The organism is Virgibacillus sp. LDC1, assembly GCF_025792345.1.
In the GTDB taxonomy this organism is placed as follows: domain Bacteria; phylum Bacillota; class Bacilli; order Paenibacillales; family Paenibacillaceae; genus Paenibacillus_AQ; species Paenibacillus_AQ lautus.
Genome location: NZ_JAOXLZ010000001.1, coordinates 1,655,297 through 1,675,793, shown reverse-complemented (window position 1 = coordinate 1,675,793; position 20,497 = coordinate 1,655,297). Strand labels below are relative to the sequence as shown.

Here is a 20,497-nt window from a genome sequence, read left to right as displayed (position 1 = left end):
CCATGTATGGAAAATTGATCGCCCACCCTGGTCAACGAGACGAGCTCGTACAGACGATGCTGGAAGCGGCCAATCAGCTTGATTCTATGGAAGGCTGTGAATTGTATATCATTAATGTTTCGGTAGACGATCCGGACGTAGTTTGGATCACGGAGCTTTGGAGAGACGCCGAAGCGCATGCCGCTTCTCTTCAAGATGAGAATGTATTGGCGTTGATTCGGAAATGCAAGCCGTTGATTGCCGGCGCGGAACCGATAAAGCTGCGGCCGGTATGCGGCAAAGGAATCTAGAGTCAGGTTCATGAAAAGAAGGGGTAGTTCCTTATTCGAGGAACTGCCCCTTCTTTTCATAGCGGCCGAAAGAAAACCAGTATAGAAATACTGACCGTAACTGTCAGCGATAGCGAGATATGATTAGCAAGAAAGAAAAACTTAATCAAGAAAGAAGGGTCTATCCATGGCTGCACGATTTGAAATGAATCAGGTAATGAATTTAGTGCCCCAAGGAGTAAAGCTTCTAGGTGAGCTGGACGCGTATACGAAGTCGACTGATCTTGATCCAAAGCTTCGCGAACTGGTCAAAATCAGGGCATCGCAAATCAACGGCTGCGTATATTGCCTATCTTATCACTCAGCTGATGCGCGAAAATCAGGGGAATCCGAAATGCGGCTTTATTGTCTCAGTGCATGGGAAGAAAGCAATCTTTACTCGGAAATGGAGAAGGCGGCATTGGAACTTACAGAGCATGTAACATTATTGCCGTCGCTTAAAGTGCCGGATCATGTGTACCATAATGTCAGGAAGTACTTTTCGGAAACACAGTACATCAATCTAACGATGTTGATCGTGATGATAAACAGTTGGAACAGGATGTCGGTTGCGATGGGATTCACTCCAGAAGCAGAATGAGTTAAGTGTAAGAGGCGCTGAAAAACAGTCAATGATTCTTGAACTTATTCGCGTGGAAAGCTAACGGATTGCCGGAGTGTGGGGGCTCACGAATTTAGGAGAGGTTGTCGGGTCAAAGCGTAAGGATTAAACTAACGGGGAACGTTAGTTCAATAGAAGACAAGAGAAGGCAGCCGTTTACGAGATCGGCTGCTTTTGTTCAATGTCGAACGACATGAACATATAGACATTGAAAACCGCATAAGAACCCATATGGATTTGGAGGAATGCTCGTGGCATGGCCAAATCATATTGTTCATTACCAAAAATAGGTGAACAGTTCGGAGGCCGTGATCACACTACAATTATTCATGCATACGAAAAAATAGTTCGATTGCTTCAACCATAATAAAAAAGCTGCTATCAGCGGCTTTTTTATTTTTTTGTTTAAATTTTTGTTTAAATGAGAAGGAGAGTGATAAATCGATTGATCGTAGCAAACACGCCAATTGTTGTCGGGGGACAAGAATTTGGTCCCATTGAATATCGCTATTTTAGCGGCTTTTTTGTTTTATCGGTACAGGTTCTTGTCCCAAGTCAAAGACAAGAACCTGTACCGATTGCCGTAAAGGACAAGAACATGAGCCGATTACCGATTAGATAAGTATCTAACTATGTCCCATGCAATTTCATTATGCTGATGGGCAGGATTGTTTAACTATAATTTATCCTTTACCTTTGTTTTCTCGACCAATTTTGGTAATATTTACTTTCCGATCAATACGAGGATCACCTTATGTTTCAGGAACGAATCAGAAAATAGATGAACCAACAAATTTCGTATGGGCCTTTGATCAAGTTACCTTTATTTCAAATTTGTTTTGGGGGAACGAATTAATGACAATCATTGAAACAAGTTATTTTTGGCAAGGTACTAAGACTAGACTAAGAGCAACTCAAAAAAGTGATTGGGAACAATGGAAATTGGAAAGCACCGATAGTGAAGCAATTCGGCTAATGGAATGGGGTATCGAACTCCCAAAGAATGATATAGACGTTGCCGAAGTGTCGGATAAGTATGATAATTTCAAAGACAATTATAGAAAAATGTTTGCAATCGAGGCGCTATCCGATAATCAGTTAGTTGGACTCATTAACTTGAATTCATTGGACCACAAAAATGGAGTGTTTAGTTTTGGATTGGGAGTGTTCAGAGGTTATAGGAACAATGGATACGCAACAGAAGCAACAAGAATAATTATGCGATACGGCTTCTATGAGTTACGGATGCAAAAATGCAACTCCAGCTGTGTTGAAATAAACGAAGCATCTCTTAAATTCCATAAAAATCTCGGATTCATTGAAGAAGGACGAAGAAGACGAATTATTTATATGAATGGAAAATTTTATGATAATATTTTATTGGGGATAACAAGAGAAGAATTTGATGAAATAGAAAGTAAGTATAGCAAGATTAAACACCAATAAAAGAGAAGTTCTCCAAAGGAAATGGGGGAATTGTGGAGTATGGCAGGGTAGCTCGAGACGTTTCGCGAACGCGAAGGGCTTAGCTCATTACCGCTTCAAATCCGACGGAAAACAACGTGTGAAAGGCGTATACCACATTCAAAACGTCAACAGCTACCACAGTCGCTTGAAGAAAAGGATGGACCGCTTCAATGGTGTTGCGACCAAGTATTTGCAACACTATTTGGCTAAACAACTTTACCTACATATGTACAAAATACGAGTTTTGTGAAACAGAGCTAAGGAAAAACTCCTTAGAAGGTTTTCTGAACATGATTTTTCTGATTTACTGCTTATTTCTTCATTATTAACATTTACATATTTATCGTTTCTCTTTCGTTTTTAATCACGCCATTCGTTTTGTTTTTAATTTCTTATCTTTCGAATTTAGTTCATTCGTTAAGTCTCATTTAAATTTCTTTTGAATTCTGGCTTAAACCAATATCAATCATCGATGATCGTCGCGTCGGTCGGTTTAAACATTTTCACTTCGTAGTTAATCATAACTTCAATTGATCATCCCGAGCATCATAATCAATTCATAGCGCTTCCTTTTTGTTGTAATGATGATCGGTATTATTTTTCGCATTGCCTCCCTTCTACATTCTTATTATTTACCATTTAATGTAATTTTATTAGTGGTTTCATTATCCACTTTATGTACTGAAATCCATGATGGCCTAATCTGGAATTGGTCAGCATAATCACAAAAAAACCGGCCATATCGGTCGGTTTTTATCCGGGCATTACCGGGATAATGCACGTTTTACATAATATTGGAATATATTGTGTTGTTTGACTCATATAATCATCATGATTAGGCCTGTCTCTGCAGGGATAGGAACTTCCTTAGATTTTTCTACAGTCTGTTCATACGGGCAAACTCGTGACACCGTGTTACTAAACGTTCCAACCACGCCAATGCGCACCCTGTGCAGTCCCCTCCTGATTTTACTTCAGATTTGCCGACCATTTCTCAGCACGAGCCTGCAGATCATCCAGAAACTTCTGAATATCCGGTGCATTTCCGGATGCAGCCTGGCTTATGAATCCGTTTATGGCTGGAGCGATATCGCTCATATAGAACGGATTGGCTTCATCCATAAGCTCCGAGTGGCCAACATCTGCGATTTCGAGTGCTTTTTTCACAAACTTGTCTTCCGGCGTTACGAAATCAGCGTTTTTAAGTGTCGGGGTACTGGAGAAGTTCTCATACATATATTTTTGCGTCATGTAGCTGGTTAAGAACTTTAATACTTCCCATGATGCATCCACATCTTTAGCATTCTTTGCCATGATGAACGGGTCAACCGCCACCCAGCCTTCGCCCTTAGGCCCCATGTTCAGCACAGGTTCAAAACGGTCCAGCAGTTCTTTGTTCTGCTTCGACCGGTATTCACTCATCGTTGAGCCGCCGGTGGAATCAAGGGCGATGGCGATATTGTTCTTCTCCAGACCGAAATTCTCAGCTCCTTGGGCATTTACGAAACCTGCCGGCGGCAGTTGTGCGGCTTCTTTCAGCCATTCCAGCACTTTGACCATTTCCGGAGAATTCAGGTGCCATTTGATGTTCTTGATATCCTTCAGCGATCCTTCCGCTCCTTTGGCGCCATAAGCAAGGGTTAACGCCACAAAGGTGGATCCGTTTAACGAGTTGCCGCTCCAATACAGTCCGAAATTGTCTTCACCGGTTTTCGGGTTTTTGCCGGTCATTTGTTTGGCTTTCTCCAGAATTTCATCCGGTCCCGGCTGTGCCGAGAGTGTTTCCACGCCCCAGTCTTCAAAGAGCTTCTTATCATAAATCGTCATCCGGCGGCCAAGAACGGCAGGAATGCCAAACTGCTTGCTTCCGTCGGGCGACTTGGTGCTGTAGGAGTTGTTCATAATGCCTTCCAGATAAATGCTCGGGTCAAACGAGGTATCCTTTTCGATCAAGTCGTCCAGGTCACGCAGCAGCCCTTCCTGGTACCATTGTGATGCGAAGGCTCCACCGGTATACAAGACATCCGCATCGCCGGAGAGCAGCATGGCCGTTTGTTTGGCTTTTACGTTCTCCCAAGGGATTTGATAAACCTCCAGTTTGATGTTGGGATACATTTTTTTGAACGTTTTATCCAAATATTCGTTGAGTCCGACGGTCGGGTTGCCTGTCAGCGCATCAATTCCATTATCCAGCTGCCAGCCTGCCAGTGCAACGCGGACCGTTCCTTCCATATCCGATACCTTTTCAATCGTAACGCCGCCTGTCACATCTTTTCCCGAACTGCCTGAACAAGCGGCCAATGTAAACACCAGCACGAATGACAGAATAAGCAGCACCGCTTTTTTCATCACATCAACACCCCCGCATAAATTTAACTTCAATTCTGAATTACTGCTTGATACCGGACAGCGCAATGCTTTCGATAATATAACGCTGCAGGAACATATACACGACGATAACCGGAATGAGGCTCGTAGTCGTTGCTGCCATAATGATGGATGGCTGCTGGTTAATTCCGTTGTTATACGTAAACATGGCCAATCCAATCTGGATCGTGTACTTGGCAGCCGATTTCAAGATCAGCAGCGGCCACAGCATATCGTTCCATACGCCTAAGAACAGCAGAATGACCATGGTAGCGATAATGGGCGTACACAGCGGCAGATAAACCCGGCTGAATACGGTGATTTCCTTGGCGCCATCCAGAACCGCAGCTTCCCTTAAACTGCTGGGTAATTGATCAAAGAAGGCTTTGGCTAAAAATGTACCGAACGCATAGTTCATCGCCGGCAAATAAAAAGCCAGATAGTTGTCGACCAGTCCGAGTTTACTGAACAGCAAATACTGCGGAATCATCGTCATTTCGAATGGAATCATCATTGTGCTTAGCGCTAGTAGCAGGACAAAGTTTGCTCCTTTGAAGCGGAGCTTGGATAAGGCATAACCCGATAAGAGTGCGGACAACGAGCTGATGATAATGACCCCTGCGCTTACAAGCGTGGAGTTGCCGATATATCGAAACATATTAATGTTGGTGAATGCTGCTTCATATGTTCGGATCGAAGGCTCCTCCGGCCATATTTTCGGCGGGAATGAAATATTTAATCGTGCAGCCCAATCGAAGCTCGTGACCAGCATCCATAAAAATGGCACAATCATGATGAATGATCCTACCAACAGAACCAGCGTTAGGATCAGCTGTTGAAGTGTGATTCGTTTACGGCGCACAGGCTCCTTGGGCAAGGCTGAACTGCTCATAGTTACCCTCCTGTCTTCTGGAATAAGGCTCCCCTACGGACCCGGAAATGGATAATGGCATTAGTCCAAACTGTCTTTGCGGCGGTTGAGCAGCATGAGGAACACGGTTAGGATGAGTATGATGACGAATAACAGATAAGATACGGCCGTGGCCAGCCCCATCTGTGATGAGAGGAACGCGTTTCGGTAAATATACAGCACCACGGTCATCAAGCTTCCACCAGGATTACCTGCGGTTCCACCGATTAACCATACATCCGTAAAGCGTTTCATTCCGCCGATGGTTCCCATGATAAGCATGAACACGAAGATCGGACGCAAGTATGGAATCGTAATATACCACCATTTCCGATAGGTGCCGGCCCCATCCACTTCGGCTGCCTCATAGAGATCCCGCGGGACGCTTTGCAAACCGGCCAGAAAAATAATGGTGTTATACCCAAGGGCGCCCCACAAGCTCATAAGCACGATACTGTAACGCGCCACTTCCGGGTTCGTGAACCAGCCGACAGGATCGATGCCAAACAAACCAATCACAAAGTTGATCAGCCCTTCCTTGGAAGGAAAAAACAAGAAGGAGAACAACAGGCTTGTAGCAACGCCGGATACAACATTGGGCAGAAAATATACCGCTTTGAAAAAATTGCGTCCCAGATGCCATTTCAGATTATTAATCAGGCTCGCCAAAACAAACGATAGTGCGATTCCAAGCAGTACAGACCAAATCCCCATGACAAACGTATTTGAAAGCGCTTGCCAAAATAAGGAATCTTCTAATGCGTAACGGTAGTTGCTCAGGCCCACCCAGGTGCCGGATAAATTGAGCCCGGATGTCTGATGAAAACTCATAAACAGTGCGGCGAACATGGGATAAATGGCAAATACGATGACTCCGATGATCAGAGGGGCGCTGAATAGATAACCCATCCAGTCATTACGCGTAAATCTGAACTTTCGTTTAGACCATTTTCCATGTTCCGCAGTCCATTTCCCTTCTGGGGTGGATGACAAACCGATCCTCCTCCTTTCGTTAATAGCCGGATCCCTTCCGGTAATCGGACAAGACGTTCATGTCCATTCTGTAAATGGTTATGTGGACGAATCCGGATTATGTGTTATTCTTTTTTTCACAGACATGAATGGAAGAACAACACCTTCAGTGATTCCTTTATCGGCAGTGTATGCAGCTGCCCGCATCCGGGTGTATGCCTAGTTTTGAACCCTATATCGACGCACAAATAAAAGCACAGCCTATTTAAGGCTGTGCTTTATATATGCAAAGGGGCTTATACTTCGATAATGATGGGCAGAATCATCGGCCTTCTCTTGGTCTCGCTGTATATGAATTTGCCGACATGATCTTTCAAGGTCTGCTTGATCAGATTCCATTGGGTAGACCCGGTTTCCGTTAAATCCTTCATTGAAGACGTGACGATATCGTGGATTTGACCCATGAATTCCTCCGAGTCTTTCACGAAGATGAAACCTCTGGATATGAGCTCGGGCTTGGCCACCATCTGCTTTTCCGTTTTGCTGAGCGTGGTTACGATAATGAGCATCCCGTCGGAGGACAGCTGTCTACGGTCCCGCAAAACGATATTGCCTACGTTTCCGATCATCAATCCGTCCACCAGGCTGTTGCCTGAAGGGATTTTGGGACCTAAGGATGCCATGCCCTGCTGGATTTGTATCGTGTCGCCATTCTGGATGATGAACACATTTTCATTAGGGATCCCCACGGAATCCGCCAGCTGCCGGTGCTGATACAGCATTCGGAATTCACCATGAACAGGAATCAAATAGTCCGGTTTCATCAAGGTGAGCATTAATTTCAATTCTTCTTGGCTGCCATGACCGGATACGTGCATCCCTGAAGCTGAGCCGGACCCATAGATGACCTGGGCACCCAGCACATACAAATTATCGATCACATGAGCAAGGTTCCTTTCATTTCCCGGTATAGCTCCTGCAGCAATGATGACGGTATCGCCAGGTAAAATCTCGATATGGGGATGCTTGGAGTTGGCTAATCGCGATAATGCTGCCATGGGCTCGCCTTGACTCCCCGTGCATAGCACAGCGATTTTGTCTGATGGATAGCGCTCGCTGTCGCCTGCATCAATCAGTAAGTCATCGGGGATGTTTAAATAGCCATGTTCCTTGGAAACGGTAACGACATTGACCATGCTGCGGCCGAGCAGAATTAGTTTTCGTCCTGTTTCAGCGGCGGCATCGATGATCTGCTGAACACGGTTCACGTTGGAAGCAAACGTTGAGATGAATACCTGCTGTTTGGCCTGCGCAAATGCTTCCAGGATGTGTCCGCCAACGAGACGTTCCGAAGGTGTAAATCCCGGTCTCTCGGCGTTTGTGCTTTCGGACAATAACACCTTAACCCCCTGCTTGCCGATTTCAGCCATTCGATGCAGATCCGGATAAGGCCCCTTCACAGGAGACATGTCAAATTTAAAATCCCCTGTGTGGACAACATTGCCTTCCGGGGTCTGAAAAACGATGCCCACGCAGTCCGGGATGCTGTGGCTGGTCGAAAAGAAAGAGGCATGGATGGCACCCGCTTGAATGGTGGAATTTACATCGATCGTGTGAAGCTCGGATTCACGCAGAATGCGATGCTCTTTCAGCTTGATTTTAATCAGCTCCATCGTGAGCTTCGTCCCATATACAGGGATCGGGAGCTGCTTCAGTAAATAAGGTATCCCTCCGATATGGTCCTCATGTCCATGGGTGACGATAAGAGCTCTGACTTTATCCGCATGGTCCAGCAAATAGGTAAAGTCAGGCACAATCAAATCGATGCCGGGCAGGTTTTCGTCAGGAAATTTGGAGCCGCAATCAATGACCACGATATCTTGATCGTACTGAATGAAGTACATGTTTTTTCCAATTTCATTAACGCCGCCCAGAGCTGCGACCAGCAGTTTATGTTCAGCTATATTCATAACGATGACGCCTCCTTCTCTCTATCCACGAGTCCAATTCTTAGATGCTGTCGGTTCTCCTATATTATTGAAATTGTCACAAAACTTATGCACCCAGGTAAACAATGGCTCATGCAGCGTATGTGGTACGGAATACAGCAAAAAACCCGCCATCCGAGGCGGGCTATCCTTGTAATCTCGATATGCTGGTATGAATCCGGGTTTTAGGTTAAAAACCGAGCAGATTTTTAACCGTAAGGAATACGACGGGGATCAACAGCGCCGGCGTGAGATTCATGGTTTTGAAGTTCCGTATGCCCAAAATGTTTAAGCCTGAAGCAAATATTAAAATGGCGCCAATAATGGATATTTCGGTTAACAGCTCCGTCGTGATCAAGCCAGAGGCTGCGCCGGCTATAACGTACAATAACCCTTGCCAACAAAATGTGGCCACGGCAGATAAAACGATGCCAATGCCAAAGGTTGAAGCCAGTACAATTGACGTCACGCCATCCAGGATGGCATTGGTGAACAGATAGGTATGATTATTGTTCAAAGCGCTCTCGATCGGTCCGATAATAGACAGTGTTCCTATACAGAACAACAGAATGGCCGTTGATAATCCTTCAGCCAAATTTCCCTTGGTAAACCTCGAAACCGCTTTTTTAAATCCCTGCTCCAGATTCAGCTTCTCCCCGATAAGACCACCTATGGCGAGACTTACGATGAATAAGACGGGATAATGACTATCGGGCATATACTTCACGATCGAATGCACACCGAGTGCCATAACGGCCAAACCCATCGCCTGCATCAGGATGTCCTGATAGGTCTCGCTCATTCCCTTTTTAAATACATTTCCAATCGTGCTGCCTACAACAATGGTTGTTACGTTTACAATGGTTCCTATCACAGTCGTTCTCTCCTACTAATATGTTTTGATACAAAGAATAAACCCTCCAGCAGCTGGAGGGTCAATCGTTTATTTAGCGAGCATTTGAATTTCGGTTACGAATTGTGAGGGATCACCGGTAAGCCCATAATCAATGTACGTGATCTCAAGCGCATCCTCAATCAGGCTGTATCCTTTTTCCTCGATATAATCCAGGAGCTTTCTGTAATAAGGCGCTGCATCTTCGTGTGTCCCTCCAAACCGAATCGTGATGTAGGTGCCTTCCGGCCATCTCTTCTCTTCGACTTCGGAGCTGCTGCGCGCACTTTCCTGCTCGACAATCACAAAAATAGAATCGTATTCATCAAATTTGCTTTGCATTAAACGATCGATCGAGATCGATAATCCTACTTTGCCAAGGAAAATGGTGGACTTCATCTTCGTGCTGTTCTCCAATAATCGGATCGGCATATCCAGATTGTCGCTTTTATGTATGTTCTGTTTCAGCAACACCATCACTCTCTCGGGAAGCTCTACTTCCCGAATTTTGTAGAGTTCTTCCTTATTCGAGGCATCTTCAATCTGATCGATTCGGCTTTTAATCTTCGCCTGGATTCTTTGATATTCCTCAATTTTCTCCTCAGTTCTGCGCTGCTGCTCCTTGAGCAGGGTTAATATATGTTCAATCTCCCGATCATCCAGAAAAAGCTTAATGTCTTTTAAAGGAATGCCAAGCGCTTTGAGATACAGAATGGTGTTCAGCTGCTCGAATTGATCGACCGCATAATAACGGTAACTGGTCAGATGATCCACGGATGCCGGTTTAAATAAATCAATATCGTCGTAATACCGGAGGGTGCGAATATCGATCTGAAAAAGCTTGGATATTTCACCGATCGTAAACATATCATCTCTCCTCTCCTTAATAGCCTATACGCTTCGTTCAATTTGCACAATAAAATGATGGGATATGTCAACAAAATTACAATCCAATGTTTATCAGCTAGATTACGATCATCCTTCATTATACTGCGTGTGAATAAAACAAAAAGACCGCCGAACCATCGGCAGTCTTCTGAATCGTGCGCGAGCCGCGACTTACGGATGCTTCCCCTGTTTGTTAGGGGCTTTAACCGGCTTGTCGTCAACGCTAACAAAGATCGGATTGGAGTAAAACCACAGGTCGCTGTAGTTCCGTTTATTAATTTCCGCAAACCGCTGCTCGTTGTCTTCGATGTCCGTTTTTAGATCCATCAGTGGATCGCCATTGCTGGTTTCTCCAGTAACATTCACGCTAAGGTTAGTCCCTCTTAATCGGAAATATTGATCCTTCGTTGCTGTTGTCCGATACGTAATCACATTATATCCATCCCGATCGGTTTTCCAATCCTTGCTCGTAAACCGTTTAACCACTTTGGTCGAATCGTTGGTGCTTTTGCTGTAAGCGGCCGTACCTGGTTTCGCTTTACCGGTTACGTCGCCTGAGATCAAATCGACATGATCTACGGATACAGAATCACCGTTGTTGTTTTGGTCCGGGCTTTTGAATCGGATCGTTATTTCGATGGGGTTCCCTTTTTTCACTTGCAGGTTACTTCCCATCTCGGCCTGCTTGTTCCCATGACGAACGCGAAAATCCAGCGCGTTAATTAAATCGCCGTAAACGGAGAATGATTTACCCGAACGCATACCGTCCAATACGCTTTGCATATTTTTTCCGTTCACCCAAGTGTAGTTCTTCGCATATTGTCCCGGCCAATATCCACTGGAGTATAAACGGTTTTCACTGATCTCAAAATGAGAATCCGAGTTCGCAAAGTTCCAAAATTCGCGCCCTTCGCCAAGCAGCGCATCCCAGACGCCGCCAACCTTGGCAATCATGAAATCAGCACCGCCGTAGGTTCTGTTTTCCGGTGTGGCTAAATTTAGTCCGCCACGATCCGGTTCCATCTGATTCCCGGGCATGCCTTCCATTCCAAATACGACATCCGGCGCAATATTGTTGAAATCCCGTATATCCGCGATGGTGTACACGGTTTTTCTAGAAGGATGGTTGAGCAATGCATAACTGCTGTTCCCGTAGTTTTTCTGGAGCCAAGCCAGCGCTGTTCGGGCATCTTCGGGTGTAGTATAGGCCCGGCTGTCATGTTTGTTCCATTCGGCAACATCTTTGGGATCGAACATCGCTTCCTCGCGATCGGTGAACAGATACTCGAACTGACGAACTGCCTTCAGGCTCGATTCTGAACCGAAATTGCCTGCTATAATGCCGACTCCCACATGTTCATATGTAGGCATGTCCCACTCAACACCAGAAAAGATCATTTTGTTCTTGTATTTCCCTGCTTTCTGAAGCTGCTGGATCTTGGGGATTTGGTACTGAGCCATTCCCTTAGAGAACGGAATAGCTCCGCCGGCCAGAGGATTTCCCTCGTCGTCCCGTTTAGAAACTCTAAGATGGTCGGAGACCGCGATCCAATCCAAGTGATACTTTTCGAATCCGTTGTCCAGCAATTCCTGCAGCGATTGACTGGCATCATCGGATTGATACGTATGCGCGTGATACTCACCCGTCATCCATTTGCCGTTTCCTTCCGGCTTAAACCTCGCCCCGTCTTCCTTGGCATGAACAATCATGCCTTGCGAAAGAATGGCCAAGCTGAGCGCCAAAACCATGATGGTTTTCTTCTTTAGCTGCATTTCATGGCACCTCCGAGTTGTTATCATTCATCAAACTTCTCAAGTGTAAGCCCTCATGATTAAGAGAATGTCATCGTAAATCGTTGAATTTGTAAGAATGGAGCTCCCCTACCTATGTCCGATAGAAAAAGCAACCGGCTTTGAAACTCGAAATACGCAAGTTTTTCGGTTAATAGGTTACATATCATATATTATGTAAACTAAATTAATGAAATGACTACAACCTGAACTCGCTGTAGTCATTTTCAGAAATATCTTATAAGATTATATATCTTTGGATAAGGTTCGACGAACCAACTTGACCTGTCCGTTCATCCCTGAAGGCAAAGCAGACTTTCCATACAAATTCTCCAGCGTATTGGCTGCACGGATGGTAAAGTGATTGTTCCCTTGTTCAACATATGACGTGATGTTCCAGTGATAAGGCGGCCACAACCGGATCCCTGCCTCCATATCATTCACGTATAAACAAGCCGTCTCTCTGATATCTTCTGCTTCCAGCCATAATTCCTCATCTGGAGCCAAGTTAAGTTGAGTTAGATCCACTTGCTGTGAGTACTCTCCCGCTCCCGCATAATAAGGATAGCCGGCAGATGACCAACAACCAAACACATGTTCGTAACCCGCATTTAGCCTCATCTGATCCTCTATAACAAAGGTTCCGATCAAAAATGCAGGGAATGAAATCGCCGGCATCGGCTCCAGCAATGAAACCGTCAGAATCTCAAGTTGGTTCTCGCCTGCTAACAAATGAGGGGTGACATCCACACTGGCATAGTGTTGATCCTGCCAATTTGAGGGCTGCAGCGCATTCTGCCTTACGCCATTCACGAAGATTTCAAGATTGCGCCTACGCTGCAGAAAGCCGATATGGGATGGTATTTTCTGCTCCACATCGTCCAGAATTAACTCGATCTTCGGTGATGGGTTGATATTGGATTGATCGGGAAGCCCCCTATCGCTCGGTGATTGCAATCGTTCGATCAATTTCTGCGTCATGGTAAACGTTGTACGATACGTGTTCACTTGCCCAGGCATCGTTGCGTTCATTCTGGACTTTCGGTCATTCAGCGTGACCTGCCATTGGTCCAGTAATAAAACGTTGGGTTCAAGTGTCTGAAAACGCCACATATCTTCAAGAACGATTACATCCTTGGATTTTCGATCCGAATCGAACATCTGTTCTTTTTCGCCGATTGGGCTTTCCTCCGGTACAAGCGAGAGAACTCGCAGCTCTCCGGGAGCATAGGTAAGAACGGAATCGCTGGTTAACCGGCGTATATTCCCGCTTTCCAAGTCCCATTCTTCAATACGGTGCTTCGCCTCTCTTGCATCAAGCTTCAAGGAAACAGGCTTCTCCGACCAGTTCATCAGCCACACAAATACTTGATTATCGAACACACGTTCTACACTGATCAAATCCTCATGTTGACCTTCGATCAACTTCCATCGTAAAACAGGAGATTTCCTTAATAACCCGCCTAAACGTTCACACAACGAATCCAATGAATCGCGATCCTCCAGGGAATAAAACAGACTATAACCCTTGCCAATGGATCGTAACGCATCATGCTGCGGAGTCGAACCAAATAGCTCATGCACATGCTTCGCCAGTTCTGGATCATGATGCAAGGACTCGCTATGCCGCGGGATCGCTCCTACAGCCACGAGAGTACCGCCTTGCTTCACATAAGAAACGAGCTGTGCGGCAATGTCCTTCGACATGACCTCAATCTCCGGCATAGTCAAAACCGAATATACGTTCCCACCCTCGCTAAATCGAACCCCTTCCCCATCCATAAGGGTGGCTTCGCGAAGCTGACATTCATCTACATAGTCGTAATCAATGGATCTGCGAAGCAAACGATCCGACAGGAGCGAGAACATAGCATCGGAAGAGGGATGTCTATTCGATTGACCGGATACGAACATATTTTCGTATACCGTCTGAATAGGTGACAGCAGAAGAACCTCCGGTGTACGTTTACCGCACGCGCCGAGCAGACTCAGTCGCCCGATATAATCGGCAAAAGCACGATAATGCGGCCAATGCGGCGCGTGTTTGAATTCCGTCGGCGGAAAATCGGTCTTCCGATACCCGGCAAACGAATAATAGAACGCATGCGGGATAAACAGATTAACGCCCAGGAATGCCATGAAATTCGCATCCAGTCGCCGTTGACGCATGGAATAGCCGTGACCACTTGCCCCAAACGATTCGCAGATTACCCGTTCCTTGCTGTTCAGCAGCGCGACAGAAGCTGCCGTCTTCACGGACACAATCCGATGGGGATTCTCCTTCGTACCGATTCCGGGCGTTAGATAATCCACGCCTGCGTAGTGAAACTGCTGCAGTACCCGGGTCTGATTGCCTTGCGATCTGGCCTGTCCCCAAACCGGCTCTTCAAGCGTATGTCCGATGTACAGGAGTCCATGCTCTTCACACCATGTACGAATCGCCTGATGATAACCCTCAACATACCAGCGCGTTATCGTATCATAATATTGCTGTTTCGTTGATCGGCTGCCATCAGCCATGTTGTATAACAATGCGCCTAACCGCGGGATGAGATCATACCCATTCTCTTGGCGATACCGCTGTGCCATGCCCTGTGTCCAAGCAAACACCATGCCGGGCAGGGTAGCGGTCACATCGTGAACGGTCGTACGGATCGCTTCCACGCCGAAGAAACCATCGTGAATCATGAGTCCGGGTTCGTCGGTGAAAACACCTTGAATCGTTGCGCCAAAGTATTTCTGTAAGGACTGAAACGGATCATAGGACATTCGGATAAAAGCCTGGACGGCTTCCGGATTCAACGTATCCAAGTAGTACCCTTGGGCAAACGTGATGCCTTCCGCGATCTCACAGGACCAGCAGGCCAGCACGATATAAGAATCCTCCGTTGTCGGCGTCCAATCTCCTCCCCATGCATGCGTGAGATCCTCGGGATCATCACAGAGCAGCCATTCCCCGTCCTGCTCCACAGCGCGATAAGCCAGAATGGCTATAAGCTCATTATGATCATAGCGTGCAAAGTCCAGCTTCAAGCCTTGCTGCTGTCCGTCGTGCGTATATCTTTTCTCTTCGACCCTTAAGTATCGCATGCGATATTCCGGATGCCGACGGGTCAGCTTGCCGCCCAGCGTTCCGCTTGGCCAATTGTCCTCATCGTACAGCCAGACGACCATGCTGCGCTTCTCGCACTCCAGGGTACAGAACTCCAACGCTTCCATAAATGCCGGTGACAGGTACGAGGTTTGCATCCCATGACGAGCATGCAGAACAACACCGCCGACACCCGCTTCATACATCGATTGTATCTGGCTTTCCAGCTCCGGCTTCGTGAGCTCATGATTCAGGAACCAGAACGGCTGCGGGCGATACGTGGCATCCGGATTCTCGAATTGCACCTTCAGCTGCGTTAGCTCCTGCTTTAGATCCTTATGGGCTACTTCGTCCTGAACATTAACGTTATTCACACTGCATCACCTGTCTTTTCACGAATTTAATCCAGACCGGGACATCAGCAATTGGATGAAAAACCCACCGACAACGGAGCGGTTCTGGAAATTCATTTGCTTGCCGCTCATCGTGTCATACCAATCGGTCACCGGAACGCGAGCAGAGGTTTCATTCATGAAATCCCATAAGGGCGCAATCATGGCTTCGAATTGGGATTGCGTAGCACTCATAGAGGCACACCATACCAGCCAATCCGCTTTTGTATACGTATCGCGGCTATCCAGCGGAAGACCGTATCGATTCTGTTTATGTTTATAATATTCCAGCTCTTGGGCTGCAACTTCTTTTGGAAACAGGTTTAATCCCAGCAGGCGATCCCATACCAGATTATATTTCATGCTCCAGGAATCGTTGGCACTGTCGAACGTAAGCTTATAATGGTCTCCTGCATCGGCCATGGATATCCATTCATTCGCCATGTTTCGAGCGGCTGCAAGATAAGTGGCTCCTTCCTGCAAGCCCAGTTGGTCGCACATGTACGAATACGCGGCAATGCCCAAGATCGCTTTAATGGACAAATTCGCATTATGCGCCAAATGTCCGGCGAAATCATCCGTGCACAGCTGATTATCCGGATCGAGCCCATGCTGCAGTAAATACCCCGCCCATGCGGTAAGAGGTTCCCAGTGTTCCCGGGCAAAATCCGTATCTCCTTCATACTTGCATACCGCGGCAGCCATCAAGAGCATATTCCCGCATTCCTCAATCGGCATCTGGTACTCCAGTTTATTCTCGCCATACACCTGACCGTTGGCTTTGGGGTACGTTCCCACGTCATGAGGCGCAAAATCGAACGGCCAATCAGGGCTTGTGGCATATTTATAAATCGGACGCATCATGCCCTTGACCAGTTCAGGATTGTATCTTAAGAACAATGGAATCGACGGGTAACTGACATCGACCGTAGCGATGCATCCGTTACTGAAATTCTCCTTGGAAAAAAACAACACGCGTCCCGCTTCATCGGCAACCAATTTATGCGCGGCAATTGCCTGTCGATAGGTCAACGCCAAGATATCCCGGTATTTTTCGCCGCCTGCGGCAAGACTCTCGGCCATGAGTTGACGATTGAAGCTCTCACATTGCTGCATGATGTCTTCATATTGGTCGGCAGATTGTAACAGCATGTCATGGAACGTCGTTCCGTTTCGCTTCCAGTAAGCATCCAGCGGCTGGTTAAAATACTCGATAGCATGAATATCGTCATAAGCAAGCATCAGATACTCGGATACCCATTCTTCCCGGACCGGACCCAATTCGATTTCAGCGGCCATAACGGGAACGTTATCGGATACCGGTCGCGGCTTCTGATGATCATCTTCCGACGGTAATTGACCGGTTCGTACATATGATTCACGGCTTGTCACAGCATGAATCACCGTCTGGACACGTTCCGTACGGGGGACCGCCAAAACCATGTACCCCCAATCGATCCTCGTATCGTCTCCGGCAAGCTGTAGAATGGGCTGTTCCACAGTGCCCATCGACATCATATTCAAGCGTCCATCGATTAGGCGATGCTCCCAGGTCACTTGCTGATCCGGTGTATGCACGCACCACTCGCCTGTGACATCGAAATAGATCTTAACATCATGGGCACGCCCATCCATCGAACGAACCTGTACCGTTACATACGTGACGGGCCGGGATAACAGATCAAGATGATCCAGCAACAAAGGCGTGGTGAACTCAACCTGAAGCTCAATGCCTTCCCCCTGAAACGTATAACGGGTGGTTAGTGGCTCAACTGTCAGATCGATTTGCTCAAGCGCTTCAGGCTCAAGTCGTTCTGACGCATCCTGCGTGATAACTTTTCCCATGAATCTTCGCGGGGCGCCATCAATGTTGGCTAGTCCCGTCATGCCCTGAATCTTGTTCGTCCAATGCCGGGTATGATCATCGTAGAGATGATCTGCAGCGGACCACACGCTAAAATATGGATCCACGGTGACCAGGGGTACGGATGGAGGTCTGAATTTCGTTGTCATCTGACTTCAACTCCTTTATTCTTCTTTATTCTGGATAATGCCTTTCATATCCTTGCGATTTGGAAACAAAAGTGAGAAGAGCGCAAAAGGCTTCGCCCCCTTGATTGCCAAGGTGCTGCGAAGCCTTTCGTATTACCGGGCTCCCTTGATGATGGACGTCATCAGTTCGGCATCTGAACGGTTACCACGTCTTTCCCCTTCAGATTTTCGTTCGTGAACTGCATCGCCTTATCGTATCCGGTCTTGCGGAGCTGTTCGCGCAGTTCGTTGATAATGCTCATGGCGGCTTCATCCGATTTGGCAAAAACCGCTTCCTTCCAGGCATCGCCCATCCGATCCATCGATGGCTTCAGCATTTCCCATTCCGGCGCTTTCGTGATGACATCGCCCGGGTTATAGGCGGTAATCACGTGAATGCCGTTCGGTCGGAGGATTTTGCGTGCGTTCTCCATGGCGTCCAGCCGTTCCTGTTCAGCCCAGATGTCTCCGCCAGCAACCGAATTGATCCGGTCAAGACCCGTCAGCGACTCCAGGCCAATGCTGATGCCTTCGTTCTTGCGCAGCTTCATGTTGGTGTCCGTGCTGAATTTGTCAAACCATTCTTGATTGGCAACCGGCTTGCCGTCTTTCATGTCCCAGTGAACGCCCTGCACTCCGTATCTTGCCAGCATGAACCCTTCGTCCGAGGCCATGAAATCCAGTAATTTCAGCGCTGCGTCGACGCAAGCGCCTTTACAGTTCTTCGTGATCGCCGTGACGTTGTTGCCCTGAATTCCGAGATCAACAGGCCTGTCCGGCTCGACGTCAGCGCGCTCCAATGGGCCGAGAGGAATGTAGTCGCTGCCCGGATGCGAGGAGACATACTCCTTGGAAGCATCCAGAATGGCCGGATAATGCGCGGCAAGGATAGCGATGCGGCCCTGATTGATTTTTTCCTTGGCGATCGGGTCCGTCTGGGTGAAGGTTTCCGGATCCAGCAGCCCTTCTTCAACCAGCTTCCGGTAGAACAGCGTGTACTCTTCATAACCCTTCGTGAAGAAGTTATGTTCAACCGTGCCGTCACCTTTATCTACATAACTTGCACCCGGGTAGAACATAGTGTTGCCGATGCCAACGGCCCAGCCGTTACTGAAACCGCCCAGCGGAAAGACCGGCTGGCCGTTCTCTTGCAGATTGGCATCTTTGATTTTTTTGAGGAAGTTATAGAAATCGTCCTTCGTGACAACGGATTGCGGATCGACGCCGACTTTCTCGGCAATGTCTTTGCGCACATAGAAGCCATAGAGCCAATCCATACCGTCTTCGTTCGTGGCCGGCTGATTTTGCAGCAGCAAATATTTTTTGCCGTCGTAAGCATCAATCGCTTTCTCATATAATGCCGGCGGCACATTTTCTTCCGCAATGGATTTGGACAGGTTCGGATAATCCTTCAGCTTGTCCGATATGTCCACCAATTGTCCCTCGTTGGCAGCCTTAATGATGCCATCCAGTTCCCCGCCCCAGGCAGGTCCGGTATAGATATCCGGCAAATCCTGCGTGGCGAAGATCTGGTTGACCTTCTCCGTCTCGCTGCCCTTGGTATATTCCCACTCCAGGGTAACGCCCGTCTTCTCTTTGATGACTTCCTCCACCGGTGTCATGGCATCGGAACCGTTTGAGCCATTCCAATTGTGTAATATTTTGAGTTTGTATGAATTCTCTCCTTCTGCCCCTTCTCCGTTATCTCCGTTCCCTGATGAATTCGTGCAGCTGATCAGCAAACCTCCAACCATGATGGACACGAGCAATGCGGATACGCCTTTCGACCAAACCCTCTTCAAACTAATCGCCTCCTGGAATATGGATATCAATGATCTTGGTAAAGCTTTGGACAAATTCCGGGTCAGGATGACCTAACCTTTAACCGAACCGATCATAACCCCCTTTACGAAATATCGCTGCAGGAACGGATAAATGCACAAGATCGGGAAGACCGTAATGACAAGCAAGGCCATCCGGAGCGATTCCGGAGTTGCGCCAGCACCGCTGGTTCCGCCAACCGTCTGCCCTCCCTGCTGCGCGGCCCGCTGCATGGAATTGGACAGTGCTTCAGCTTCCGTCAGCATTTCTTGCAACAGGGTCTGCACAGGTATCAAATCTTTGTTGGATACGTAGTACGCCCCCGAGAACCAATCATTCCAATGGGCCACTCCGATGAACAGGGAGATGGTGGCCAGCACCGGTCCCGAAAGCGGAAGTATGATCCGCACGAAGATTTGAAAATCGCCGTACCCGTCAATGCGGGCGGACTCTTCCAGCTCTTCAGGTATGCCTTGCAGAAAGGTCCGGATAATGACGATGTGCATGAAATTGAACAGCATCGGCAGAACATACACCCAGAAGCTGTTGATAAGATGCAGTTTTTGCAGCGTGATGAAGAACGGGATGAACCCGGCACTGAAAATCGTCGGCAAAAAGATGTAAAAGGTGAAAAAAGTGCGGCCTGGCAATGTTTTTTTGGAAAGCGCATAGGCCATGAGCGTACACAGCACAACATGAAGGAATGTACCCAGCACGGTGCGCATGAGCGTAATTTGGTACGCCTTCCAGATGCGGGCATTATCGAATACCTGGGCGTAGTTCTCCAGCGTGAATTTACGGGGCAAAAAATAGATCGCCCCCATCATGGAATCCTTCCCGTCATTAAGGGAATACGCCAAAATATAAATAAACGGATAGATCATGGAAAATCCAATGATGGCAAGAACGGTGTAATTGAACACCGAGAATAATGACCATTTACGTTTCATAACGTCA

At 47.2% G+C, this 20,497-nt stretch carries 15 protein-coding genes and 2 pseudogenes; 6 read left to right on the top strand and 11 right to left on the bottom strand.

Annotated elements, in window-relative coordinates:
• Positions 1-2: 2 nt before the first annotated feature.
• The 6 genes and pseudogenes from OHJ21_RS07565 to OHJ21_RS07540 all read left to right on the top strand — a co-directional run.
• A complete protein-coding gene (locus OHJ21_RS07565) occupies positions 3-290 on the top strand; it encodes a putative quinol monooxygenase (protein ID WP_486019701.1) in 288 nt (95 codons plus the stop codon).
• 166 nt (positions 291-456) lie between these two features.
• Positions 457-909 carry a carboxymuconolactone decarboxylase family protein gene (locus OHJ21_RS07560; RefSeq protein ID WP_411829508.1) on the top strand — a complete coding sequence of 151 codons (453 nt, stop codon included), beginning with the start codon at positions 457-459 and terminating at the stop codon, positions 907-909.
• Between the two features lie 295 nt (positions 910-1,204).
• Positions 1,205-1,297, top strand: a pseudogene (locus tag OHJ21_RS07555) (helix-turn-helix domain-containing protein); the annotation flags it as partial.
• Positions 1,298-1,375: 78 nt separating this feature from the next.
• Positions 1,376-1,552, top strand: a complete 177-nt coding sequence (locus tag OHJ21_RS07550; RefSeq protein WP_326118384.1) for a hypothetical protein — start codon at positions 1,376-1,378, stop codon at positions 1,550-1,552.
• Positions 1,553-1,785: 233 nt separating this feature from the next.
• Positions 1,786-2,376 carry a GNAT family N-acetyltransferase gene (locus OHJ21_RS07545; protein WP_326118383.1) on the top strand — a complete coding sequence of 197 codons (591 nt, stop codon included), beginning with the start codon at positions 1,786-1,788 and terminating at the stop codon, positions 2,374-2,376.
• Between the two features lie 58 nt (positions 2,377-2,434).
• Positions 2,435-2,620, top strand: a pseudogene (locus OHJ21_RS07540) (IS1595 family transposase); the annotation flags it as partial.
• Positions 2,621-3,366: 746 nt separating this feature from the next.
• Here the strand turns inward: OHJ21_RS07540 and OHJ21_RS07535 are convergent.
• The 11 genes from OHJ21_RS07535 to OHJ21_RS07485 all read right to left on the bottom strand — a co-directional run bounded on the left by OHJ21_RS07535 (position 3,367) and on the right by OHJ21_RS07485 (position 20,490).
• Positions 3,367-4,746: an extracellular solute-binding protein gene (locus OHJ21_RS07535; protein WP_100537073.1), complete on the bottom strand. Its 1,380-nt coding sequence runs from the start codon at positions 4,744-4,746 to the stop codon at positions 3,367-3,369.
• 40 nt (positions 4,747-4,786) lie between these two features.
• The gene (locus OHJ21_RS07530) at positions 4,787-5,656 is read right to left on the bottom strand and encodes a carbohydrate ABC transporter permease (RefSeq protein ID WP_071220686.1); all 870 of its coding nucleotides are present in this window, start codon (positions 5,654-5,656) and stop codon (positions 4,787-4,789) included.
• A 60-nt stretch (positions 5,657-5,716) separates the two neighbouring features.
• A complete protein-coding gene (locus tag OHJ21_RS07525) occupies positions 5,717-6,667 on the bottom strand; it encodes a carbohydrate ABC transporter permease (protein WP_394055955.1) in 951 nt (316 codons plus the stop codon).
• A gap of 275 nt (positions 6,668-6,942) precedes the next feature.
• The gene (locus OHJ21_RS07520; protein ID WP_486019700.1) at positions 6,943-8,616 is read right to left on the bottom strand and encodes a ribonuclease J; all 1,674 of its coding nucleotides are present in this window, start codon (positions 8,614-8,616) and stop codon (positions 6,943-6,945) included.
• Between the two features lie 208 nt (positions 8,617-8,824).
• Positions 8,825-9,508 (bottom strand): DUF554 domain-containing protein, encoded by a 684-nt coding sequence (locus tag OHJ21_RS07515; RefSeq protein WP_100537070.1) that lies wholly within the window; start codon positions 9,506-9,508, stop codon positions 8,825-8,827.
• 69 nt (positions 9,509-9,577) lie between these two features.
• Positions 9,578-10,393, bottom strand: coding sequence for a MerR family transcriptional regulator (locus OHJ21_RS07510; protein WP_326120595.1), 816 nt, complete (start codon positions 10,391-10,393; stop codon positions 9,578-9,580).
• 192 nt (positions 10,394-10,585) lie between these two features.
• A complete protein-coding gene (locus OHJ21_RS07505) occupies positions 10,586-12,187 on the bottom strand; it encodes a CehA/McbA family metallohydrolase domain-containing protein (protein ID WP_486019699.1) in 1,602 nt (533 codons plus the stop codon).
• A 264-nt stretch (positions 12,188-12,451) separates the two neighbouring features.
• Positions 12,452-15,670, bottom strand: a complete 3,219-nt coding sequence (locus tag OHJ21_RS07500) for a glycosyl hydrolase (RefSeq protein ID WP_100537067.1) — start codon at positions 15,668-15,670, stop codon at positions 12,452-12,454.
• An 18-nt stretch (positions 15,671-15,688) separates the two neighbouring features.
• Positions 15,689-17,701: a glutaminase family protein gene (locus OHJ21_RS07495; protein WP_100537066.1), complete on the bottom strand. Its 2,013-nt coding sequence runs from the start codon at positions 17,699-17,701 to the stop codon at positions 15,689-15,691.
• A gap of 161 nt (positions 17,702-17,862) precedes the next feature.
• Positions 17,863-19,521 carry a type 2 periplasmic-binding domain-containing protein gene (locus OHJ21_RS07490; protein WP_486019698.1) on the bottom strand — a complete coding sequence of 553 codons (1,659 nt, stop codon included), beginning with the start codon at positions 19,519-19,521 and terminating at the stop codon, positions 17,863-17,865.
• A 72-nt stretch (positions 19,522-19,593) separates the two neighbouring features.
• On the bottom strand, positions 19,594-20,490 hold the full coding sequence (locus tag OHJ21_RS07485; protein WP_100537064.1) for a carbohydrate ABC transporter permease: 897 nt from the start codon (positions 20,488-20,490) through the stop codon (positions 19,594-19,596).
• Between the last annotated feature and the right edge of the window lie 7 nt (positions 20,491-20,497).